This is a genomic window from Parabacteroides sp. merdae-related_45_40 (assembly GCF_001915675.1).
The window spans coordinates 71,156-95,976 of the sequence record NZ_MNQY01000112.1 but is presented as its reverse complement, the minus strand read 5'-3'; the positions used below and the strand labels follow the sequence as shown (position 1 = coordinate 95,976).

21 protein-coding genes and 1 pseudogene are annotated in these 24,821 nt (G+C 46.1%); 2 read left to right on the top strand and 20 right to left on the bottom strand.

The window, feature by feature from the left end; genetic code table 11:
- Positions 1–38 precede the first annotated feature (38 nt).
- The 8 genes and pseudogenes from BHV83_RS13355 to BHV83_RS13320 all read right to left on the bottom strand — a co-directional run.
- Positions 39–122, bottom strand: a pseudogene (locus BHV83_RS13355) (ABC transporter ATP-binding protein); the annotation flags it as partial.
- Between the two features lie 199 nt (positions 123–321).
- Positions 322–2,676 carry an ABC transporter permease gene (locus BHV83_RS13350; RefSeq protein WP_195319967.1) on the bottom strand — a complete coding sequence of 785 codons (2,355 nt, stop codon included), beginning with the start codon at positions 2,674–2,676 and terminating at the stop codon, positions 322–324.
- Between the two features lie 25 nt (positions 2,677–2,701).
- Positions 2,702–5,026, bottom strand: a complete 2,325-nt coding sequence (locus BHV83_RS13345) for an ABC transporter permease (RefSeq protein WP_286757612.1) — start codon at positions 5,024–5,026, stop codon at positions 2,702–2,704.
- Between the two features lie 95 nt (positions 5,027–5,121).
- Entirely contained in the window at positions 5,122–5,802 is a 681-nt protein-coding gene (locus BHV83_RS13340; protein WP_005858035.1) for an ABC transporter ATP-binding protein, read from the bottom strand.
- Positions 5,803–6,047: 245 nt separating this feature from the next.
- The gene (locus tag BHV83_RS13335; RefSeq protein ID WP_009274957.1) at positions 6,048–6,488 is read right to left on the bottom strand and encodes a DUF5024 domain-containing protein; all 441 of its coding nucleotides are present in this window, start codon (positions 6,486–6,488) and stop codon (positions 6,048–6,050) included.
- Between the two features lie 27 nt (positions 6,489–6,515).
- Complete coding sequence (locus tag BHV83_RS13330; protein WP_122380324.1) at positions 6,516–7,103, bottom strand: PG0215 family putative anti-sigma factor; 588 nt, start codon at positions 7,101–7,103, stop codon at positions 6,516–6,518.
- Positions 7,100–7,600, bottom strand: coding sequence for a GFO_1088 family ECF-type sigma factor (locus BHV83_RS13325; RefSeq protein WP_008774275.1), 501 nt, complete (start codon positions 7,598–7,600; stop codon positions 7,100–7,102). The genes BHV83_RS13330 and BHV83_RS13325 overlap by 4 nt, the downstream gene beginning before the upstream one ends.
- A 225-nt stretch (positions 7,601–7,825) precedes the next feature.
- The gene (locus tag BHV83_RS13320; protein ID WP_008774274.1) at positions 7,826–8,707 is read right to left on the bottom strand and encodes a hydroxypyruvate isomerase family protein; all 882 of its coding nucleotides are present in this window, start codon (positions 8,705–8,707) and stop codon (positions 7,826–7,828) included.
- Positions 8,708–8,821: 114 nt separating this feature from the next.
- On the opposite strand from BHV83_RS13320, the gene BHV83_RS13315 reads away from it, so the two are divergent.
- On the top strand, positions 8,822–9,484 hold the full coding sequence (locus tag BHV83_RS13315; protein WP_008774273.1) for a DUF2490 domain-containing protein: 663 nt from the start codon (positions 8,822–8,824) through the stop codon (positions 9,482–9,484).
- A gap of 61 nt (positions 9,485–9,545) precedes the next feature.
- Positions 9,546–10,226: a queuosine precursor transporter gene (locus BHV83_RS13310; RefSeq protein ID WP_005858047.1), complete on the top strand. Its 681-nt coding sequence runs from the start codon at positions 9,546–9,548 to the stop codon at positions 10,224–10,226.
- Positions 10,227–10,251: 25 nt separating this feature from the next.
- Here BHV83_RS13310 and BHV83_RS13305 read toward each other — a convergent pair whose 3' ends face one another.
- The 12 genes from BHV83_RS13305 to BHV83_RS13250 form a co-directional block, all read right to left on the bottom strand.
- On the bottom strand, positions 10,252–10,866 hold the full coding sequence (locus BHV83_RS13305) for an HAD family hydrolase (protein WP_005858049.1): 615 nt from the start codon (positions 10,864–10,866) through the stop codon (positions 10,252–10,254).
- A gap of 1 nt (position 10,867) precedes the next feature.
- Positions 10,868–12,205 carry an ABC transporter substrate-binding protein gene (locus tag BHV83_RS13300; RefSeq protein WP_122380352.1) on the bottom strand — a complete coding sequence of 446 codons (1,338 nt, stop codon included), beginning with the start codon at positions 12,203–12,205 and terminating at the stop codon, positions 10,868–10,870.
- Between the two features lie 6 nt (positions 12,206–12,211).
- Positions 12,212–13,000: an ABC transporter permease gene (locus BHV83_RS13295; protein WP_005858053.1), complete on the bottom strand. Its 789-nt coding sequence runs from the start codon at positions 12,998–13,000 to the stop codon at positions 12,212–12,214.
- Entirely contained in the window at positions 13,000–13,797 is a 798-nt protein-coding gene (locus BHV83_RS13290) for an ABC transporter permease (RefSeq protein ID WP_005858055.1), read from the bottom strand. The genes BHV83_RS13295 and BHV83_RS13290 overlap by 1 nt, the downstream gene beginning before the upstream one ends.
- Before the next feature lie 12 nt (positions 13,798–13,809).
- Positions 13,810–15,198: a polyamine ABC transporter ATP-binding protein gene (locus BHV83_RS13285; RefSeq protein WP_005858057.1), complete on the bottom strand. Its 1,389-nt coding sequence runs from the start codon at positions 15,196–15,198 to the stop codon at positions 13,810–13,812.
- 356 nt (positions 15,199–15,554) lie between these two features.
- Positions 15,555–18,998: an alpha-L-rhamnosidase gene (locus tag BHV83_RS13280; RefSeq protein ID WP_286757611.1), complete on the bottom strand. Its 3,444-nt coding sequence runs from the start codon at positions 18,996–18,998 to the stop codon at positions 15,555–15,557.
- A gap of 94 nt (positions 18,999–19,092) precedes the next feature.
- Complete coding sequence (gene fumC, locus BHV83_RS13275; protein WP_286757610.1) at positions 19,093–20,493, bottom strand: class II fumarate hydratase; 1,401 nt, start codon at positions 20,491–20,493, stop codon at positions 19,093–19,095.
- A gap of 150 nt (positions 20,494–20,643) precedes the next feature.
- Positions 20,644–21,576 (bottom strand): glycosyltransferase family 2 protein, encoded by a 933-nt coding sequence (locus BHV83_RS13270; RefSeq protein WP_008779615.1) that lies wholly within the window; start codon positions 21,574–21,576, stop codon positions 20,644–20,646.
- A 5-nt stretch (positions 21,577–21,581) separates the two neighbouring features.
- Positions 21,582–21,962: a GtrA family protein gene (locus BHV83_RS13265; RefSeq protein WP_005858065.1), complete on the bottom strand. Its 381-nt coding sequence runs from the start codon at positions 21,960–21,962 to the stop codon at positions 21,582–21,584.
- The gene (locus tag BHV83_RS13260; RefSeq protein WP_005866375.1) at positions 21,949–22,698 is read right to left on the bottom strand and encodes a hypothetical protein; all 750 of its coding nucleotides are present in this window, start codon (positions 22,696–22,698) and stop codon (positions 21,949–21,951) included. The genes BHV83_RS13265 and BHV83_RS13260 overlap by 14 nt, the downstream gene beginning before the upstream one ends.
- An 89-nt stretch (positions 22,699–22,787) precedes the next feature.
- Positions 22,788–23,789, bottom strand: a complete 1,002-nt coding sequence (locus BHV83_RS13255) for a GRP family sugar transporter (RefSeq protein ID WP_005866373.1) — start codon at positions 23,787–23,789, stop codon at positions 22,788–22,790.
- 6 nt (positions 23,790–23,795) lie between these two features.
- Positions 23,796–24,812, bottom strand: a complete 1,017-nt coding sequence (locus BHV83_RS13250) for a nucleoside hydrolase (protein WP_005866371.1) — start codon at positions 24,810–24,812, stop codon at positions 23,796–23,798.
- Positions 24,813–24,821 lie beyond the last annotated feature (9 nt).

Genomic DNA, 24,821 nt, shown 5'->3' with positions numbered 1-24,821 from the left:
ATTCCTTAAATAAGATGGCTGATATTCATTCGTTTCAAGATATTCAAAGAAACCTTGTTCAACGCAATTGTCTCAACCTCTTCCGTACGGAAAAACTTACTTAAACCTTCGATCTTAATCATGGCTGTATTTGTTTTAATTTATTATACTCAAATCCATCTAATAATATTCAAATAACGTGCCAAACTACACATCAAACTAATATTCAATAAATTAATTCTCAATTCATAAAACAGAAGTGTCCAATAATTGGACACCATTGTACAATTATTGGACACATACTTTTCTATGAAAGCAGCAATATGATTCTACAAAAATCTTCTATTCATTCTTAATACTATGTACTGGATTCTCATTCGCCGCACGCCAGTTCTGGAAAGTGACAGTCAATATCGTGATAACCGCTATGATAGCAAAAGCGATCAAATACACCCACCAATACATAGGAGTCTTATAAGCGAAATTCTCAAGCCATCGATGTACCACGTAACCGGCGATCGGCGCCCCCAAAACAAAACAAACACATAAGATTCGTATGTATGTTTTGTTAAACATCACGATAATCTCCTCGGTAGTAGAGCCTAATACCTTACGGATACCGATCTCTTTCTTCCGGTACTCACTATCGAATACGACCAAACCGAATACCCCTACCACCGAGATAAAGATCGCGATTAAACTAAATAAGGTAATCAATGAACTGAGGCTTCTCTCTTTCTCATAAAGTCCGTTCAATACCTCATCGAAGAAACGGACATTAAACGGGTATTCCGGATCAAATGATTGAAGCGTAGTCTTGACATGTTGCATAGCCCCCCGTAAGTCAGAGCCGGCTTTTACCTTTATATAAGCGTAATTAGGTTGGTTTCCCCAATTATTAGTACCCCATACAAAAAAGGCCATAGGCGTTACCTCCGTACGGAAAGAGGCGAATTTAACATCCGGCATAAAACCGACAATCTCCATACTATCTATTAAAGATCCTATCTCCAGCCCATATTCTGTCCGGGCACGTTCGTTAAAGACAAACGTGCCATAACGTTTCGCCTTATCTTCCTCCCGGAAATCACGACCTTCCGATATTTTCACATTCATCACCTTCAAAAAAGAAGGTTCAACCGGTAGACATTGGAATTGTATATCCTTATCCCGGTATTTACGTCCCCATCCCATGTATTGGTCCTGACTAGAAAGGAGCATCTCCGCATATGTAACCTCTTCGATACCGGAGAAAGATTTCACTTGGCTGGCGAAGGCATCCCGACTTTTCCGGATATTGTTATTCATATTCGTAATAATTATCTCATCCTTATCATAACCGAGAGGGGTATTTTGCATATAATAATTCTGCAAATACATGAATGTAGCACCAATAATTAATCCGAAAGAAGCTACATACTGCACTCCTATCAATGCATTTCGTAATTGACATCCCTTCGGAGACAAGCCAAAACTACCTTTCAACACTAAAGCCGGTGGGAAAGAAGTCATATAATATGCTGGATATATACCGGCAAGAAGCCCGGTAGCTATTGAGATAAAAGCTGTAGCCAAAACCAATCCGATATGCATTGATAACGAAATATCGGCATTTATCAATGAGGCTATTTCCGTCTTCCCCGCGATATAAACTAATAGCAGTCCTAACAAATAAGAGATTATACTTATTAACACCGCTTCTAAAATCAAAGCAAAACGGATCACAGATTCTTTTCCCCCTAATACTTTTTGTGTATTAATACTCTTAATACGCATCGGGGTAAGTGCCGTACTGAAATTCGTGAAATTAATTCCGGCGATTATCACGATCACGATAGCTATGGCAAATAATATCATCAAAGTTTGCCTGCTGGCTTTCGGGGTCTGGTCATATTTTACATCAGTCGTATAATGAACATCAGGCAACGGATTAATACGGAAAGTCATTCCAGATCCCCCCCATGAGAAACTATTATCCTTTATTAGAGCTGGATCAAAATGTGCCTTGAAATTTTCAAATAACCCCTCGACATTCTTCGGATTGTCCAAACGGATATAGAAAATATAATTCCAGTTTCCCCAGCTTTGGGCGTTTTCCTTCGGGTCCATCTTTTGATAAATACAATTCCGTACAGATGAATTCCGTGGATAATCCTTATACACTCCACCTACCGTTAGATGATCTCCATTCTCAAACTTCAATTGCTTGCCTACAGCCGATTGATTCCCAAAAAACTTCTGAGCCATGCTCTGCGGCAACAAAACAACGTTTGGCTCCTGTAACGCCTCCGGATTTCCTTCCTGAAATTTAAAGTCAAATACCTTCGTGAATTCAGGATAAACATTTATACATTGTTCCTTAAAAGTATTCCGTACACCATTCTCTTCTACAGAGAAAAACAAGTCCCCTCCCCAAGGATTCGCCAAGGTCCCAGCTACGATATGAGGCGAGGATTGGATAAAAGCATCGGCCAGCGGACGGCAAATAACTGCCTGCCCACCATCCTCAAACATAGCTTCTACCCGAAATATAGATTCCGTATCCGTATATCCTCGGTCAAAATTCTGATCATACTCGACTTGCATCATAATCAAGATGAAAGCAGAAAAAGCCACAGATAGTCCTAATACATTTAAAAGTGTCGCCATCTTGAAACGGCACAATACACTCAAGAGATTCCTCAAAATAGTTTTCATACGTAATTTTATATTACCTGTTATATTATTCGTTCTTAATGCTACGGACCGGATTCTCATTGGCGATATTCCAAGATTTCAGGATCACGCATCCCCAAATGATCGCTAGAACCAGTAGAGCCGTAGATATGAAAATAAAAACAGTCAGCGGTATCTTATCCGCGAATTGCCTCAACCAGCTCTCTCCCACGACTCGTGAGGCTATCACTCCCAAAAGGATAGCCGGGAAAGCCGTGATCAAAACATCCTTAGATAAAAGACGTAAAATATTCGGGGCCGTCGCTCCATTCACCTTGCGAATCGCTATCTCCTTGCTCCTACGGTGCATCTCGTCCGTAATATACCCTAATAATCCCATTAAGGTGATCAGCAAGATAGCGATCGAGGCAACAAAGACGCCGTCACGGAAATGACGGGTTCCCTCATACTGAGACTCTATGATCGTTTTCAGCACCGTAAAACCGACATCCTCATTCGGAAATAGTTCCGCGATCTTATCATTCATTTCCCGTAAATATTCCGGAGTTAGCTCGGAGACACGAACCGTAAAGTTACAATAACTCATCCGGTCACTACCAAACATGATGACCGGTAACTGGGGAGTGAAGAAGGAATTCACCATGAAATCACGGGTTACACCCACTATTTTTCCTTTTAAATTACCCTCATCATCATAAATATATTTACCGATCGCAGCATCCGTCCACCCACGTTTACTCACAAATGACTCATTCACTAAAATATCCCCGTCACCTTTTAGTGGTTGCCCCTCAAGCAAGGGGATTTTCATCAGAGAGAGATAATCGGCATCATAGTTTACCTGTCGGGCCGTGAACAGCCAGTTTTTCTCATTATCCAGAATAGGGAAACCACCATAACCACTTAGAATATCCATTGACGAAAGCCCCGTAGCCGTGACATAAGGTAACTTCTTGAACTCGGCGGTAAGTTTGGCCGCTTTCTGATCATCCATATTATTCAAGGGGGCATACACTATATTTTCCGGATCATATCCTAAATCATTATTCATTAGCCGATCATATTGCAATAACACGATCACCAATAATGTAATGACAAACGCAATTCCCCCAAACTGGATAAAGAGCAAACTCCGCTTCCATCCCTGCTTACCCGAAGTAGATACCCGGAATACTTGGGTAACCGGGATAACGCTGAACAAACGGGCCGGTAGCAAGGCGGACAAAATGAATATAGCCAAGATCATGATCGCAGGAAGCCATATAGTCTGCGCATTCAATAAAGTGCCCAAAGTAGGAACAGCCGCCATATCCGCTACATATTCCCGGAAAGCGAATAAAAGCAATGCCATACATACAAGAGCCACTACAAATAAAGCCGCCGTCTCAAACAAGAACATATTGAAAATGTCCTCGCTGGAAGCTCCATTACATTTGTGTACTCCTACGGATCTCGCCCGGATCGGCAGAGAAGATACCGAGTTCAAGATATAATTCATCGCCGCCACGAATAACAAAGCGAAAGCCAGTACGCTCATGATCACCACCATCCGCTTCACCTCGGTACTTTGCGTATATATCTCCGAGACCGGCTTGATATAAAGCTCCATATCAAAACCTTGTTTCCTCTCTCTTTCTACATCTATATATTTAGGCAATAAAGCCGGTATTTTCTGATTGATTTGTTCCGGGAACACACCCGGTTTCAGGCGGATATAGCCCAGATAACTATCGTCGGCACCCCAACCGGCATAGGCACCGAACTGGGTTTTCATATTAATGAAAGAAGCGACAGCATCAAAACGTAAATGACTATTTTCCGGTATGTCACGGAATATCCCGGCCACCGTATAAGGATAGTTTTTTCCGTACAGCAGTTGTTTCCCGATCGGATCTTCCTTGCCAAATATACGTTCAGCCATTTTTTCCGATAAGAAAACTTGATCTTCGATTCCTAACAAACGGTCATCCCCTCTTAGCACCTTGATTCCCATCGTACGGAAAAAGAGGGAATCCGCCATCATCAAACGGGGCTTGAACCGATCCTCACCATGATACAATACGGCCCCGTACCTTCTCCGGCAAACCGTCGCGTACTGTATCTCGGGGAACTCTTGCCGCAAAGCCTCCGGGATCGGGGCAAATAGGATACGAGACCCATCTTCCTCTCCCGTTTTATCATCATTGTATCGCACATGCACGCTATACAAATCTTCCACTTGGTCAAAGAATGTATCGAAGCTCAATTCAAAAGCGACCCTAGCGAACAGGATCAATCCCACTCCAAGTCCTAGTGTCAAGGACAGAACCTTGATCACATTTCCCCCTCGGCCTCGAAGTAAATAACGGATTGTATAATATAGCTGTCTCATCGATTTGTATTTAAGTTAAATTGAAAGCTAACCGACCTTCACAGGCCAATTAGCTTATAAAAAACTCTTGTGTGTATGTGTTTATGTCATGTTGACTAAATAAATTCACTAACGGAAGAAACAACGCTACCGTCGAATAAATTGATCACACGGTGGGCGAAACCCGCGTCGTGCTTGGAGTGCGTCACCATTACGATTGTCGTTCCCTCCTTATTCAGCTCGGTGAGCAGCTGCATAACCTCGGCACCGTTCTTGGAATCCAAGTTACCCGTTGGCTCATCGGCCAAGATTATCTTCGGGTTGGAAACTACCGCACGAGCGATCGCCACACGCTGCTGCTGACCTCCGGAGAGTTGCTGAGGGAAGTGAGCCGCACGGTGGCTGATATTCATCCGCTTCAAGATATCCGTTACCATCTGCTTACGCTCCGACGCCTTGATCTTTAGATAAGTCAACGGCAGCTCCACGTTCTCAAAAACGTTCAACTCGTCTATCAAGTTGAAGCTCTGGAACACGAAACCGATGTTTCCCTTACGGACCTGCGTACGCTCTTTCTCTTTCAAGTGTCCTACCTCTTGGTCGCCCAAGTAATAATTTCCCTCGGAAGGGTTATCCAGCAAACCCAGAATATTCAACAACGTAGACTTACCGCAGCCGGAAGGTCCCATGACAGCGACGAACTCGCCATCTTTTACCTCCAAAGAAACCTTATTCAACGCAATTGTCTCAACCTCTTCCGTACGGAAAAACTTACTTAAACCTTCGATCTTAATCATGACTGTATTTGTTTTAATTGTTATCTAACTATTTAATTTACCATATCTAATTCAAATAGTGTGCCAAACTAACTAAATATTTAATTCTCAAACAAGTACTATTTTACTTTCCAAAACAGACTGTCCAATTATTTGACAGTGGTGTACAAAATTTAGACACTACTATCCAATATCTCGACATAAAAAAACACCTCCCAGCTTCACAGATGAGAGGTGCTATTGTTGACTTATCTACATAGTAAAACCTACATGTCACTACTTGATCTTATCTCTATATCTTTTTCCTCCGGCATGTCGAAATTCTCAATGACTGTCAAGAAAAGCTCTTCCTTATCAACATTTATAGAATAAGAAACTGTATTTTTACCCTTCGAGAAACGGATAAACCAACTAACCACCCCATCGTTCTCATTCTCGATCACTTGATAAGCCTCTTCCTTGTCCCGCTCAAAAGCGGATTTAATTTCTTGTTGTAATGCGGCGTGGCCCTCTACGACGAAAGAAGAGACTATCTTATATACCTTTTTAGTTTTCGGATCTTTATTCGTTACTACGCTTTTATCGATCGTCTTATCCGCTTTACATTTCTGCACGACAGCCTCCAAATTCTTCTGTGCCCATAACTCTGTACTGAAACTTCCCACCAAAAGGCATAATGCCACCCAAAAACATTTACTTGCTTTCATAACTTCTTTTGTTTATTAGTTAATTTACTATTTATCCAATTCCAACATCTTATAAACCTCCTTACGTACCTGAGTATCCGGAATATTCCTCAGTAGAGTCTCCCGTTTCTTCTCGAATCGCTTATTCATCCTTTCCGGCAAATAAGCTATTTCATCCGCATTTCTTAAGAGCTGATCCGCATTCTTCTCCATCGCTTCCGCCGCTCGGGATATGACCTCCAATTCGGGTTGTATCTTCTTTATATCTGTCATTACGACACCATTGCGCACGATATAGCTTCCCTCATAAGGATTAAAAGAAGCATTTTGATTCATAAAGACCGTATTCACCAAAAACAATAAAAGAGAAGCTGCCACGCAAATAACGATTGTCCATCCTATTTTTCGTTTATAAGAAATTTCCTTAGCGGGTAGCCTCAATTCCGGAGTCTCGCTAAAATCCAAGGCAATGCCACTCTCGAAGTATCCGAATACCTCCCGATAACGTTCCAGATGGGCGGGAATATCCGGACGGGCGAAGAACTCATACAACACTTGCTCCTCCTCGTTCGAGGTCTGGCCCTCGAAGAAGCGGTCTAATAAATCCTCTATAGACTTGTATTCCTCTGTTTTCATAACGTCTGCATTTTAAAGAATTGCTCTCTCACCCGTTTACGGGCACGGGAAAGATTCATACGTACCGCCTCGGGGGTACTTCCGGTCAACCCGGCGATTTCCTCCACCTCGAAACCATCCACGTGTTTCATGCGAAGAATGGTCTGTTGAAGTCCCGGTAGTTTATTGATAAGCCGCATTACATGCTCCAAACTATCTTTTTGTTCCAGCTGGGTATAAGGCGTGGAGGCATCGCAGATAAAGAATTGTTCGCCCGCCTCACCTTCCGTGCGTTCACGAACTTTCATCCGATTCAGGCAAAGGTGCTTTGTGATTTGTACGGACAAGGCCATTACATTATTATAATAGTCTAACTCGCCACGCATATACCATAGTTTCAAAAAGACTTCCTGCATGATATCCTCGGCATCCTCCGGGTTATCCAGCAGCCTTCTCGCGTAAAGGAATAGTTTCTCCCGCAAAGGCAATATCTCTTTTTTAAACTGTTCTTGTTCCATTCTATCTTAATGACAATCGAGAAAAGAAAACGTAACATGGCTGGAGAAAATAAATTCAAGGTCTTTGTCATTCTAGTATTATAGTCGTGCCACCCTTATGGCACGATAATGCCACGGCGATGGCACGATGATGCCATAGCGATGGCACAACGATGCCACGCTGGTGGCACAGCCGTGCCACTATAACGGCACGGGCTTGGCACTGTAAGTTATTACTAAATAGCCCTATACATCACAGATACGGATACACTTCTCCAAGGAAGCGATCTTGTCTTCTTGGGCGGGGACGAACTCCTGCCCAACGAAGCCTTTATAGCCTGTCTCCATAAGAGCCTTGATGATAGCCGGATAATAAAGTTCCTGCGTCTCGTCGATTTCCGCACGTCCCGGGCTACCTCCGGTATGGACATGGGAGAAGTATTGATTATATTTCCGGATATTCTCGATGATATTCCCCTCCATGATCTGCATATGATAAATATCATATAGTAACTTAAAATTAGGGGAACCGATACGGCGACAAAGCTCCGCCCCCCAAACCGTATGATCGCACAGATAATCCTTATGGCCGACACTGTTCAAAAGCTCCATAGTCAAGACGACCTTATGTTTCTCCGCTAACGGGATAAGGCGCTTCAACCCCTTCTCGCAGTTCTCCCAGCCTTGCAAGTCCGTTACGCCATTACGTCTGCCGGAGAAGCAAATCAAGTTTGTCAATCCTGCGTCCGCCACCATCGGGATCACCTTCTCATAACTGGCGACCAACTCGTCATGCAAGGCCGGATCATTGAAACCTCGATCTATTCCAAGCCCGGCCCCTTGCGCCATCGCCACCGTCAGGCCATGTTTTTGTACGATCGGCCAATCTACCGGGTCCAGCAACTCAACGGATTCAATCCCTATATGCTTGCAGATCTCACAGAACTCGTCCAGCTTATAATCGCCGAAACACCATTTACTTACGGAATGGCGGACATTTCCTTTCAAGGGTTCCTTCACGTCTGTTTTCTTTTTCGCGGCGGCTGCCGCCTCGATACCTGTAGTCGCCAAAGCCACGCCTCCAGCTAAAAATGTCTTGATAGCCGTTCTTCTTGATATGTTTTCCATGTATTCGAATTTGATAGTTAATAGGAGACAAATATAAGAAAAATCGGATATAATATCCTGAGGCGTTGGTATTACATCCAAAAACACTACTTTTGCATACGGAAGTCACTCTACATGAAAAACACATCATATACAAAACGATCTATTTATCTGATCCTATTCTTTATAATAGGATGCACTTCATCCCTATACGGAATGGAAGGCGCAGGTGTGTATTTCAAGGCGAGCCTATGCGGAAAAATCTATAAACATTTATCCTTTCTTGTAGAAGAGGACATCCGTCCGAGAGATGACTTTAAGGAAGCGGAATGGTTCCTCACCACCGTTGAGGTAAACTACAAGTTTAATAAATATCTTCTGGCAGGAAGCGGATATATGTCTCTAGCACGATACAAGGCATCCGACGAGTTGCGAAACCGATATTATCTCTATGCTACGGGGACTTATTCGGCCGGACGTTTTACCCTCTCTGTCCGGGAACGTTTTCAAAGTACCTATAAGGTTCACGCCGAACATCCCAAGAATTATCTGCGTTCGATGCTGACCCTCTCCTATAAGATCGGCAAGAGTGGTTTCTGTCCTTTTGCCTACACCGAGGTCTTCAATGATACGCGAAATAAGATGCGGTCCGATAAGATCCGTTTCTCCACAGGAAGTAATTACCAACTAAACCCGAACAATAACCTCCAACTCTATTATCGCTACCATATATTTAATGTAGACGATCCCGTGAATTACCGCCATGCGATCGGTATCTGCTATACCCATCGTTTTTAATAAGAATTTTCGTACCTTCGCGTCCCGAGTGCTTGATAAACCTCGTTAAAAACAAGAAGACATGCAAAAAACAGTTACAGTACCTTTCATGCTGCTAGGTATACTTTTTAATATATGCCTTGTAGCGTCCAATCTTTTAGAGACAAAAGTAGTGCAAGTAGGCGGTATAACGGCTACCGCAGGTTTGATCGTATTCCCGATCTCGTATATCATCAATGATTGTATAGCGGAAGTGTGGGGATTCAAGAAGGCACGGCTAATTATCTGGAGTGGCTTCGCCTCTAATTTTCTGGTGATCGCTTTCGCGCAATTGGCGGTATTATTACCGGCCGCCCCTTTCTGGGAGGGGGAGGAAGGTTTCAATTTCGTCTTCGGGATGGCCCCACGTATAGCGGTCGCCAGCTTGATAGCGTTTTTGGCCGGTTCTTTCCTGAACGCCTATGTGATGAGCAAAATGAAAATCGCCTCCAACGGAAAGAATTTCTCGTTACGAGCGATCGTATCTACCCTTATCGGTGAGAGCGCCGATTCCCTGATCTTTTTCCCGATCGCCTTCGCCGGATTGATCCCGGCCGGAGAATTGCTTATCATGATCGGGACGCAGGCGGTACTTAAATCCTTGTACGAGGTTATCATCCTTCCCGTCACCATCCGTGTCGTAAAGTACATCAAGAAAGTAGACGGGAATGATGTGTATGATCTTGGTACCTCGTATAATATCCTAAAGGTTAAAGACATTTAGGCCGGGACCAAACAATGACCGGCCTTCATTTGAATAGATGCGACCAATCCTCCCTTTGCTGCGGCATATAGGACTTCATTCCCAATAATTCAGCCGCCCGGCAATTCACGGAAGCGTCATCAATCAGCATAGTCTCCTCGGCTAAAAGATTCGAGTCCTTCAGTACGTACTCAAAAATATCCGCGTTCGGCTTCAGCATATGCAATTCGTAAGAGAGGTAAATCTTATGGAAGAAATCTTGGGCACAAAGACCTTGATAAGAGAAATAGGTATCTTCGGACCATTTCCAATGAAGCTCGTTCGTATTGCTCAGAAGCATCGTATTATAGCGTTCACGAAGCTCCAATAGCAGACGCAACTTATTTTCCGGGACGTCTCCCAACATGGCGATCCATGCCGTGTCGATTTGTTCGTCCGTCAGGGGCTTTCCCGATAAGGCACGAATATCATCGCGAAACTGTTCCACCGAAATCGTTCCCAACTCTAATCGCTCAAACAAGTCCTTATGTTGATAGTTATTCGTGATCTGTTCCCGGATATTCTCCACGCCCAGATTCTCGAAAGCCTCGATACAACGGTTGCGAGTCAAGTTAATAAGCACACCGCCCAAGTCTATAATCAAGTTCTTTATGCCTTCCATATCATTTCTTTTTATACCAGCTACGACGTCTACGATGTCGTCTTTTCTGTTGATAACGATTGATCCGCTTGTAAACGACCCAGACAAACAACAAGCCGAAAACAGCGAATATCAATATAACAATCCAAGAGTTAAGATTGTCACCTTTTACCCGGCTCCACATTTCCAGAACCACCTCCGTCTCGTTCCCGAAATCACGGATCATGGCACAACGTTCCACGACCTTCCGGTCCGGATATTGAGCCGGGTCTATCTGGACACGCTCCGCTCCCGGTCCGAAGAAATAACTTACGTCCGAGAACTCGGTCTGCGTCGTATCGATCTTTTCCGCCAATATTTCCGGGGTGGCCACGGTGCTGACATATCCGGTCACTTCCATATTACGGCAGACGATGTCCGGACGGCATAGATAGTCCATAAAATAACTGGCCGCCTTCACGTTGCGAGCGTATTTAGGGATCGCCCAACCATCGTACCAGATATTACTACCCTCCAAAGGAACCTCATACCCCAGATCTACGCCTACGGCACTCGCCTCTTCCATGGCCCAGACCGCGTCGCCGCTCCAAGTGAAATTCAGCCACGCCTTTCCTTTCGTCATCATCTCCTTACCGAAATCGGCCTCCCAACCGGCGATATTCGGTTTCATTTTCTTTAAGTATTCCTCGGCGATAGCGATCATTTCCGGGGAGCTATCGTTCATCAATTGCTCCACCGTGATCGTACCATTCGCCAATTCCCTCGCATGGGCGTATATGATAGCGGTTCCATAAGCGTCACGATAACTATCCTTCATCAAGATCTTATTCCTGAAACGAGGGTCCCAAAGGCATTTCCACGACATTACCTCGTCCCTCGAGACATCGGCTTTATTATACAACAGGCCGGCGGTTCCCCACATATAAGGAACCACGTAGTCGGTAGTCTTACGGCCCGGCTGACTTAACTTATTCAGTTCCTCTTGGATATAGGGAGAGACATTGTCGATATAATCCGGTGTCTTCCCGAAATTACGGTCGATCGGTAGCAAGAGATTTTTCCGCAGCATGCGCTCAAGGATATACTCCGAAGGGCAAATCAAGTCGAAATCCTCATGTCCCCGCTCGATCTTGGTCAACATGATCTCGTTGATATCAAAGACCTGATAGATAATCCGGACTTCCTCACCCGTCTGTTCCTTATACCATTTCGGGAAATCCGTCAGGACGTCCTCGTCGATATAATCTCCCCAGTTATAAATCTTCAAGATCTTGCTTCTCTCCTCGTCCGAGCGCCCGCAAGAAGTGAACAGCCCCATAAGCAGGGCCAAAACAGACAGAATCGATATAAATTTCTTCATTTTCATTTACGCTCGCTTCGCTTTCTCAGCACGTTTATTTATAACAATCAACAATACTAACACGGTTACGAATATAATCGTTGAGAGGGGACGCAGTTCCGGGGTCAAACCTCCTTTCCGGGCATCCGCGTAGATAAAGGTGGAAAGGGTTTCCAAGCCCTCATTACCAATCGTAAATATGGTCACGGCGAAATCGTCGATAGATAGCGTGAAGGCAAGGATAAAGCCACTGATCATACCCGGACGGATTTCCGGGAAGATCACCTTCCGCAAGGCCTGAAACGGAGTCGCCCCCAAATCCAACGCCGCCTCGTAGATATTCTGGTTCATTTGTTTCAAGCGGGGCATGACGCTTAATACCACATACGGCGTACAGAACGTGATATGCGCCAGCACGACCGTCGTCAAACCTTGAGAGATCCCTAAGCTGACAAACAACAGGAACAAGGAAATACCGGTAATGATATCCGGATTCAACATCGGGATGTTATTGACAAAACTCACGGCATTGCGGGCCCTTGCCTTCAAATTAAAGATCCCGATAGCGGCTACGCTCCCCAACAAGGTAGATACCGTAGCGGCTATCATGGCGATAGCGAACGTATTCCAAAGTGCGCTGACCAACGAATGTTGTACGTTGCCGGCAAAAAGAGAGCTATATAATTTCGTGGAGAACCCGGTCCAGTTACCCAGTACTTTCGCCTCCGTAAATGAGAAGATCATGATAATCAAGATCGGCGAGTAGAGCAATAATAACAAAGCCCATAGATATCCCTTAGCTAAATATTTCACCATCAGATAAGCCCTCCCTCATTCGCCGAATCACTGCTCTCATTGCTGAACAATCCCGTGATTCCGATTAATAACAACATGATAAGAGAAAGCGCCGCCCCGTAGTTCCACATACCGTTATTGATATTCTCCTGTATGGTCGTACCGAAGAGCTTGATATTGTTCATCGTCAACAATTCGGCGATGGCAAACGTAGAGATGGTCGGCATAAACACCATCATGATACCGCTCATCACTCCCGGCATCGATAGTGGGAATACGGCCTTGATAAATACCTGCGACGGATTCGCCCCCAAGTCTTGCGCCGCCTCTATCAAGCTGTGATCCATTTTCTGGAGCGTATTATAAATCGGGTAGATCATAAAGGGCAGGAAGTTGTACACCATGCCAAAGATCAAGGCCCCCTCTCCCAGCGGGAAATTCAAGAAATCGAACAAAGCCACGGTAGCCAACGTACGGATCAAGATATTGACCCACATCGGAAGGATAAACAAAACGACCATCGTACGGGAAGTATTAAATCGGGCTTGGCTCAATATCCAAGCGGCCGGATATCCCAGCAGCAGACAAAGAATGGTCGTTATCAAAGCGATCCCGACTGAATACACGAAGGTGTTTATCGCCTCGGGATGGATCATAAACTTACGGAAATTGGCGAAGGTAAACATCCCTTCGTCATTCGTAAAGGCGTAATACACGATCAAGAGGAGCGGTATCACGACAAAGATGGCCAAAAACAGGACATAAGGAATGGTCCAGTTCCTTCGTCTCATAAAAAATGCAGAAAACGTATTGATCACTTCCTTCCCTTTTTAAGCATGAATAATTCGAATTTTATCCGGGGCGATCGTTATGCCGACATGATCTCCATCATCCCATACATCGTTGGTATCGACAAAGATGTCCTCGTCCCAATCTGTAAACACGGTCAGATGATAATGGTTGCCTTTGTAGAGGATAAATTTTACTTCTCCGGTCAAGCGACCGTCTTCCTCGTTATCCTCCAAGATCACATCTTTAAAATCGATCTCGACTTTCACAGGCGTATTTGGCTCTATATCGGTTACTTCCTTACATTCGAACGTACAGCCTAGGAATTCCACATGCGTAGCGTCGATAAGCTTTCCCTCGAAGGTATTGCAAATACGCTCTTTCTTCATTACATGGATATCGAAAGGCTTGATAAGAAGCCCGACCTCGCTACCTGCCTCGAAACAGTGGTAATCCTGTACCATGAACTCGTATCCGTTCGGGGTTTGCACCATCATCTCATAATGCACACCCTTAAAGATGGAGGAGGTTACCGTACCCGTCAACATCGCCGCCTCCGACGGCTCGAAGATGTAAATATCCTCGGGGCGCAACACGACATCTACCGGCATTTGCTCCCCGAATCCCTCATCCACGCACTCGAACTCATGACCGGCGAAAGAGACTTGCCTATCCTTGATCATCGTCCCGTTCAAGATGTTACTCTCACCGATGAAATCAGCGACGAACGAATTGACCGGCTCGTTATAAATATCGATCGGGGTACCGATTTGCTGGATCTTTCCCTCGCTCATGACAACGATCGTGTCGCTCAGCGTCAGCGCTTCCTCTTGGTCGTGGGTCACGTACACGAACGTAATGCCTAAGGACTTATGCATCTCTTTCAATTCCATTTGCATATCCTTGCGCATCTTCAAGTCCAAGGCCGCCAACGGCTCATCCAGCAATAACACCTCCGGCTCATTCACGATAGCGCGAGCGATCGCCACCCGTTGCTGCTGGCCACCGGAAAGGGAATCGACATCCCGATCCTCATAGTCTGTCAACCCTACCATTTTCAACGCCTGTTTCACTTTCTTCTCGATCGTGGCGGAAGGAAGTTTCTTCAGCTTCAGGCCAAAGGCGATATTATTGTACACATTCAGATGTGGAAATAAAGCATATTTCTGGAATACCGTATTTACGGGACGTTTATGCGGCGGCGTCTGCGTAATCTCCTTCCCGGACATCGTGATAACGCCCTCGGAGGCCGTCTGGAAGCCGGCTATCAAACGCAACAGGGTAGTCTTTCCGCAACCGGAAGGCCCCAAAATGGTTACAAACTCGCCCTTGCGGACCTGTAAATTTACATCATTCAGCACGGCCTTCTCGCCGAAATACTTCGATACGTGCTCCACGCTGATAATGCGATCCGATTTTCGTATTGACATTCTCGCTTGATCTAATTAGAATTAAACAATCATGAACAATGTTCTTATTTATTTTTGCGCGAATGTACAGATTTTAATAAGGCCGGGCACTATCGTTTTTACAAAATCTGACCTTACACCGGGTGAGAAGCGTCGCATTTCTCCAAGATTCGACCGCGCACCCGATGTAAGCCCCGTATTTCTCCAAGATTCGACCACGCACCCGGCGCGAGGTCCAATATTTCTCCAAGATTCGACCGCACACCCGACGCGAGCCCCGTATTTTTCCAAGATTCGACCGCGCACCCGGCGCGAGGTCCCGCATTTCTCCAAGATTCGACCGCGCACCCGACGCGGGCGGGATATTTGGGAAATATTCAATCCACGTATATCCGGTAGCTCCCCGATCTCAATCGGTACACAGCCTTCCCATCCTTCAACCCCACGAGCGTGATACCCTCCTGCCCTTTCTCCATACGAGCGGACTTCTCCGATTTAGCGGGCAGATATAAAATAGCCGTCGTATTAGCGGGGATGGTTGCCTCGTATATATAGCCCTTCTTTTGGATTTGCCATCCACTCTCGATACGGCCATAGGCGGAATCGTAATGCCCCCGGATAAACGAGAAGGTCCCGCCGATACGGGGTTGAAGGATGATGTGCTTATAGGCGGGTTGTTCCTCATCCCGCTGGATACCCAAGGTATAAGCTATCATCCACTCCTCGATAGCGCCATACGAATAATGGTTGAAAGAGTTCATATCCACAGGACCGAAGCCATTTACCAACGTGTAGGAATTCCAACGTTCCCAAATCGTGGTAGCGCCTTGCAGGACAGGGTATAGCCATGAAGGATAGGCGGTTTGCTCAAACAGCTTATAGGCGACATCGTCATAACCATTGTCGGATAATACCAAATTCAGGTAAGGCGTACCGATAAAACCGGTCGTAAGCGTATAATTATGTTTCTTGATATTCTCTACCAGATGCCGGATCGCCAAGGGTTTGTTTTTCTCATTGAACAGATCGAACTGGAGAGGAACCACGTATGAGGTCTGCGTATCTACGATTTTCGCCTCGGTAGCCGCCGTTCCGGGCCACATACCTACTTGCGAGTCCTTACCAAAGATAGATTCCACCGTCGGGGCGAACGTGCGTCCTTCCTCGTTTACGAACAGGTCGTTAAAAGACCTCTTCACGTTCTCGTAGAAAGTACGGAAACGCCTTTGGTCCGCATCCTTCCCTAAACGTTTCGCTACCTGCTCCATAATCAAAGCGTCGTAGGCGGAGTAAGCGGTGTTCGTCAACATGGAATTCGTCGGCTCGATAGCCAGCCAATCGCCGAAACCACCGAAGGGCTGTACATAGCGTACGGCACGACGCTCCAAATAATCCATATAAGCGACCATGGAAGCGTAATGCTGTTCCAGAATACGCACGTCTCCGTATTGTTGATACATTTGCCACGGTACGATCACGCCGGCTTCCATCCATCCCATGGCACCTCCGCCATCCTCCGCGCCGTGAGGCGGGAAACCGACTACGGGTATATAGTTCGCGTAACTACCGTCATCTCCTTGATTATCCCGGACCGAGTAGAGCCAACGGGTGTAAAACGGATCGACATTCATATTATAAGTAGCCGTACGGGCAAATACCTGCGCATCCCCTGTCCAGCCCATACGCTCATCCCGTTGCGGGCAATCAGTCGGAACCGACAAGAAATTACCCCGTTGGCCCCAGATGATATTATTAAACAAACGGTTGACACGCTCGTCCGACGTCTCATAACCGCTCGTCCGCGCACCGATAGATTCCAGCACGATCCCTTTCACCGCTTCCAAGGGTAACGGCTTGTCCAACCCGTGAATCTCCACGTAACGGAAACCATGGAACGTAAAGCGAGGCTCATACGTCTCACCCGCCGCATCCCCTTTCAAGATATAACGATCTGTGGAAAGGGCGCTCCGGTAATTATCCGTATAGACTTGCCCTTTCTTCTCCTTATACATCGCGATCGTATACGGGGCGACAGGTTCGGTAGGGATCGTTTCCGGATAATTCATCTCCCCGAAACGGATCGTGATTTCCTGTCCGGCCTTTCCCTTGAAAGTCAGACGAGGAACACCGACCATATTCTGCCCCATATCATAGACATAGACGCCGGGGATAGGCTCAACCACGGACTGAGCGGTCAGGGTCACATTATTTTGTATCGGGCTGCCTACATATCCTTGGATCTCCACATTTACCGGAGGAGCGGCGAATAAGGTCGCCGGTTTCCATGACGAGTCATCAAAACCCGGAGCATCCCAGCCGTTCACCTCTTTCCGGGCATCGTATTCCTCTCCATTCTGAAGGCCGTTAAAAGTGATCGGTCCCCGGTCATAACATTTCCAGCTATCATTCGTAACGATCGTCTCACGAGTACCGTCGGCATACTCGATCACGATCTTTCCCAATAAGGACTGGCGGGTTCCGTATTGATCCTGCCAACCGGTAAGGAAACCGCTATGCTCGCTCCACCATCCGGCGCCCAACATCGCCCCAATACCATTATCGCCTGGTCGTAGCAAATCCGTTATATCATACGTATTATACATGATACGGTAACGGTAATCCGTCCAACCCGGATTCAGATAATCCTTTCCAACCTTCCGCCCGTTCACCGAGAACTCGTAGACACCCCTAGCGGTAGCATATAAACGGGCGCTCTTGACCGGTTTCTCTATCTTTATCGCTTTCCGGAGCATGGGAGCGGATACGTTCTCGCCCGGATACCAGACATTGAGCTTTCCCTCCCCTTTCTCCACATAAGTCTCGGCAGGATTGTACAGAAGCGTATTCCACGTATCCTCGCTGATACGCAAGTTGGAGAATGTAGCGGTCTGCCCTTTAGGTTGCAGGAAACCGATCGCGTACAAGCGGCAATGATAAACCAACTCTCCATCCGGATAAGGATACACGGTGAAAGCCCCTTCCTTGCCTCCCCAGAAATCACCACGGCTCTTCCGTTCTTTCTTCTCGGGAGTCAAAGAGGAATTCACCAAGGTCTTTCCATCGATCTCTATATCCACGAAATATTTCAAGGCATATTGGGCCGTCGTCACCTTCAACCGGATATGATGCACCTTATGCTTATCCGAGGCTGGGATGATAGAGGCCAGACTTTCCGCCGCATCTTGCCTCGTTTTTCCATCTGTGGTATGACGTAAAATGAAACGGGCGTCCCCCGAACCATTCAAGTCCAGTTCAGCAGACACATAATTATCAGCGTCCCTCGACCCAAAGACAAATACGGCTTTATCATTACCCTCGGCAACCCGCACATCATAGTCGATCACATAATGCGAGCGATATTTGGAGAGTTGTGTCTCCGACGAGCCGATCCAACGGGCGCCACTCCATCCGGAACCCAGAAGACCGGTCTCGAACCACGCAGGCTCGGTGGAGGTAATTTCCGTTCCCGATTCATCCCATACGGAAACTTTCCAATAATAGCGAGTGGAAGGTTGCAATGCTTTTCCTTGATAAACTACGCCGACCGATTCCCCGGAAAGAACCTTTCCCGAATCATAGATATAACGCCCGGCAGCCAATTGCTCCGGACTATCGGCCACCCATAACCGATAAGCCTGCCCACAGGCCCCATAGCGATCGGACTCCATCTGCCAGTTAAAACGTGGCTGACTGACATCAATTCCCAGTGGATTGGTTTGATACTCAACCTGTAGGTTCTTCAATACGGTAACCGCACCCAGAGGTAGCCATCCGGCCAGCAACCCTAAGATTATAGACAAAATACATCGTGTGCTCTTCATAATACAAAGAATTAAAATGATAACGGTACAAAAATATCCATTATCATCTTAACTCTTTGTTTCATTTTTGGGAGAAGATGTAGCAGTTTTGACACTACTCAATCTCTCCTACCATCTTGGACGGGTCTACCCAACGATCAAACTCCTCGGCGGTCACATAACCGGACTCGATAGCCGCCTCCCGCAAAGTCTTATTTTCTTGATAGGCTTTCTGGGCGATAGCGGCGGCCTTGTAATATCCTATTTTCGGATTCAAGGCGGTAACCAGCATTAAGGAGCTATCCAGATGGCGTTTGATGTTTTCGTTCACCGGGGTAATGCCTTTTACGCAACGTTCACTGAAATTCAGGCAACCGTCACCAATCAAGCGGGCGCTTTGCAAGAAGTTCGAGATAATCACCGGCTTAAATACGTTCAACTCGAACTGCCCGTTGGAGCCGGCTATCGAGATTGTCACGTCGTTACCCATTACTTGAGCGGCGAGCATCGTCAATGACTCGCATTGCGTAGGATTCACCTTTCCCGGCATGATGGAGGAACCCGGCTCGTTCTCCGGCAAATGGATCTCACCGATACCGGCACGAGGACCTGAGCCCAACATTCGTATATCGTTCGCGATCTTCATTAAGCTGACCGCTACGGATTTCAAGGCTCCATGCGCCTCAACCAAAGCATCATGGGTAGCCAGGGCCTCGAATTTATTCGGAGCGGTTACAAAAGGAAGCCCAGTCAACTCTGATATCTTCTTAGCGACACACTCGTCATAATTGACTGGGACGTTAATACCAGTCCCAACCGCCGTACCTCCTAAAGCCAACTCGGAGATATGCGACAGGGAATCCTTTACTTTCCGTATACCATATTCCAATTGAGCCGCATAGCCACTGAACTCTTGCCCCAATGTCAATGGAGTGGCATCCATAAAATGAGTCCTCCCGATCTTCACGATCTTCATGAACTCCTCACTTTTTAGCGCCAACGCACGATACAGACTCTCCAATCCCGGGATCGTCACCTCCGCAGTCACCTTATAGGCGGCAATATGCATAGCGGAAGGAAACGTATCATTGGAGGATTGCGATTTATTCACGTCATCGTTCGGAAGCAGCACTTTCTCCTTATCCGTTAGCTTTCCTCCGCTCAGCACATGTGCCCGGTTGGCGATCACCTCATTGACATTCATATTCGTCTGGGTCCCGCTCCCCGTTTGCCATACGATCAAGGGAAAGGAGTCATTTAATTTACCCGCCAAGATCTCGTCGCATACCTTACCGATCAACTCGCATTTCTCCGGAGACAAGACGCCGGCGTCTTTATTAGCCAAAGCCGCTCCTTTTTTCAAGTAAGCGAACGCCTCTATCACCTCTTTGGGCATCCGGCTAATATCGGTGGCGATCTTGAAATTATTCACGCTCCGTTGTGTTTGCGGCCCATAATAAACGTCCACCGGCACTTCCACCTCACCTAAGGTATCTTTCTCTATTCTATACTTCATGACACATAAGTTTTATTAATCTCTTCTATGTATAAACTATCCGGATATCGAATTGTTTATGTTACATTCACAAGTATATCATGAAAAGACATTTATCATGGAACAGAATTCAGATCATAGAAAAACGGCTTATTTCGCCTCCGATGTTTTTTAATAGTTTTTCTTCTCGTCAATAATGTATTCGGGACGGGCCTTGATCTCGTCAAAGAGGATACCGACATATTGCCCTAACACGCCGACCGTCAATAGCTGCACACCTCCAAAGAAGATAATGGAAGTCATGATAGAAGTCCAGCCAACCTCGGCGTTACTAAAACCATAGATCTTGCCCAACGTGAACCAAACCGCCAAGATTATACCGACCAATACGGATATAAACCCGAGACTCGTCGCCAAACGCAACGGCTTCTTCGAGAAATAAAGCATTGCCGTCGACGCGAATTTCAGCATCTTACTAATCGGATATTTCGTCTCGCCGGCGATACGCGCCTCACGCTCATAATAAAACGGCACTTGGTGGAAGCCCACCCAGCTTATCAAGCCACGGATATATTTTCCCCGTTCCTTAAAACGGTCGAACTCATTCATCACCTTCCGGTCCACTAAACGGAAATCTCCTGTATCCAGCGGGAAATGGACCTCGCTCATATAATTCATCACCCGGTAAAAAGCCTTGGAGGTGAACAGCTTGAAAAGACTCTCCCCTTCCCGTGACTTACGGACGCAATAAACCACGTTGGCATCCTCTCTCTCCTGCACTTCCAGCAGATCCGGAATCAATTCCGGCGGATCCTGCATATCGGCGTCGATGATAATCGCCAAATCAGCGTCACAGTTATTGATACCCGCCGTTACCGCCGGTTGATGACCGAAATTCCGGGAGAAGTGAATCACCTTCACAAGAGGATCGGTAGCGGCTATATGGTCCAACAAAGAACGTGTCTTATCCTGACTGCCATCATTTATATAGATAATCTCCGTAGGGTTCGGCAACTTTACCAAGACCTCTTTCGTACGCCGATACGATTCCTCGATCACGGCTTCCTCGTTATAACACGGGACTATAACCGCTAACTTCTTCATGCCTTTTAAGCTTTAAAGGTATAAAACTTATTTACTAAAAAATTAATCACCGTATAGAAAGCCATTCCAATCAAGTGGTTGTAGTAATGATCGATCGTAAGTCGGGAATTCAAGATCAGTACCAATCCGTACTGTAAGGCATAACAAATAATGAAAGCGATCGTGAACCGAACCGCCCCTTTCGTCCATCCGGTGGAACTTCCCTTGAAAGTCCATTGCTTGTTCCAGATGAAACTGTTTAATATGCCTGCCACATATCCCGTTAAGTTAGATAAACCTTCCCGGCATCCGAAGAGTTTCATCATCACCCAGATAACAATCATCGTTATCAAGGTATTGCTCAACCCGACTACACCATACTTAATAGCTTGCTTAATCGTCTCCATTCTTACTTATAATCTCGGAAATCTCCTCGGGTGTCAATTCCTTGACATTCGTGATCGTGAAAACATTCGAGAGGAAATCGCCGTATTGGTTACATTCATTGATCACCCGGTCCAACGTGGCTTTTATATCCGTACGTACCGGGATCAAGAACACCAGCTCCACATACTGCTCACCGATCGTCAAACGCTCGATCTCGCAGTCCGTTTTCGGCAGATAATAAGCGAACTCCCGCTCGATTGTCTGCCGCTGATATTCTTGGAAAGGTTTCTTGCCTTTAGACGTCATCAAGACATAGAAACGCAGCTTCTCCCCTTTTCCTCCCAAGCCGGTCGAGATATAAATTTGTTTCTCGTCGGAGAAATCGGACTCTAAAGAGATACGAGACTCCATCAAAGCCATGTAGGCCCAATCTGTCACTTCCGGGTCCGGATGCTGGGTGTATTCCTCCAACAATCGGTACGCACGGACGGATTTCGAGGTAGCCAATTGAGATAACAAATATCTCTTCTCGGTCTTGTCCGTGGTTTCCTCCGTCAACAAAGTGTTGTACAGGGTCTCGCACTCATCCTCCGATAAGGGACGGGGAGGCCGGTTTTCCTTCCGTACGTTTTCCGAGTATTTGAAATACTCCATCTGAAGTTCAACCGGCACACGCTGTTCTAGTATATGGAAATGTCCCTCCATCCTGCTGAAGGAATCACGGAACTTTTTGAATACATCACCTTCTTCTTTCATAGATCGTCTTTTTTCGTTATTAAACTCCCATAAACAAGAAACAAGAACAAAGGTAATGTTTTTTCCGGAATAAATAAAAATAACGTTATTTAAGCTCCCGCATAAATTAAGAACCCAAGTCCGATCACGAATAAAATAAACATCCCGACATTCAGACGATTGGAAATGGCTGGCGCTCCCTTGAACTCTTTCCAGATAAGGATGCCCCATAAAGCGGAGACTAGCGTGGCTCCTTGCCCCAATCCGTAAGATATAGCCGCTCCCGCTTTCTCTGACGCTATCATACTGAAAGATTGACCGATACACCAGATAACACCCCCCAATACACCCACGAGATGCGTACTCATATCTCCCTTAAAATAACCGGATATGGAGACAGGCTTACCTTCCACCGGATGTTTCATTGCCAATGTGTTAAATAAGAAATTACTAACAAATACTCCTATGGCAAAAACAAATACGGCGGTATAAGGCGTCAACTTCCCGGGTGCCGGAGAAGCGAAATTCTCCATATCCATGGAAGCGGCGACAAAACGATAGAAAAAGGCCATGATCACGCCGGCCACAACCGATATAAGGATCCCCTTCCCCGATACTTTCTTGGTACCGACCAAGGCTTTCTTATAAGCCAGGCCGTTCAAGATGATGGCGATCGTGATTAAGGCTACACCGATAAAGATATAAGTCGGTTCCCCCTTCGCCGCCCCAAAATAGTTAACCAATACGCCTAGCACCAAGGCCAATCCGATCCCTACCGGAAAAGCGACCGACAATCCGCAAATGGCGATCGCCGCAGACAACAAGATATTGGCAGCATTAAAAATAATACCGCCCAAAAAGGCACTCCCTAAACTAGCGAGATTCGCTTGCGCCAAATCCGGCAGGAAACTGCGTCCTTCCGTCCCGATGCTGCCCAAGGTAAAGCCGGAAATCAGAGAAAAGAGCAAGACACCAATCACGTAGTCCCAATAGAAGAACTCATATCTCCAAGTCTTGGAGGCTAATTTCTGCGTATTCCCCCACGATCCCCAACAAAGCATCGTAACGACACAGAATATGACAGCTAAAGAATAATCTTGTACGATATACATAAAATACTATTTAATAGATGGTTGATGCATCATATAATTCTCTATCAAGGAAGCGACCTCCGTAGGCGGCATCTTCTCGATCAAACGAAGATCACGGCCATTGGGATTTGCCACCCAATTGTTAGTCCCCTCATCATCTACGACATGAAAGGTACCTCGCTCTACATCGAAATAAGGCTCATAACCTTTTATAGCGACCAATACCGCCGTATGATCCCAGCTCATGCGCCCTTCCGGGTCTCCCTCCGCGAAACAAAGGGCATACGCATCTTTTACAGGACTGTTCTCCACGTTCATTTGCACCAGTTTCTTTCCGGTCAAGATTACGTTCCCGATCTCAAAACCGCTAAAGACAATCTCTGTAGGCCATTCATCCGCTACGACTTTAGAGGCAGGGACATCGCAATACACATTAAATTCTTTTCCTTCCGGAAACAGGCCCGCCATAGAAACCAAACGTTTCACTTTCTTGGCGACTAATTCCTTTCCGGAGAGATCGCTATATTCATCAGCTCCCGATTGAAGCAAGTCCCTTAAATTAGAGAAGAAACCAATCGTACAAATAACAACGCTGGTATCCGGTTGTTCGCTCAGAATCTTACGGTACACCTTCAGAGCATCCGGAGCGTCGGAAGTCTTCGCCGTATGATGCGGATAGTTAGCGGGTAACTCGTCAGTCCACTTCGTTTTATGCCAAGTAGTCAAGGAGGCCCCCGGTTCGCTCTTTGGTGCCCCTACCGGTATGTCCGGACGGTTGAAATAAGTATTCAACACCTCAATGCAAGGTACCACCCGCTCATCATGGTTGGAGGAAAGAGTCGCAAGGATATTTACCTGACCGCTATCCGCCAAGGCATGCATCAAGGCCATAGCGCCCACATCATCATAGTCCGGACCTAAATCAGTATCTAGAATAAGATTTACCGGTTGAGGCTTATCGGTTTGAGGAATATTTTTCGACACATTTCCCTTACAGGAAATCAACAAGGCAAATAAGCCCATCAGAAACAATGATTTCTTCATAATCTTTAT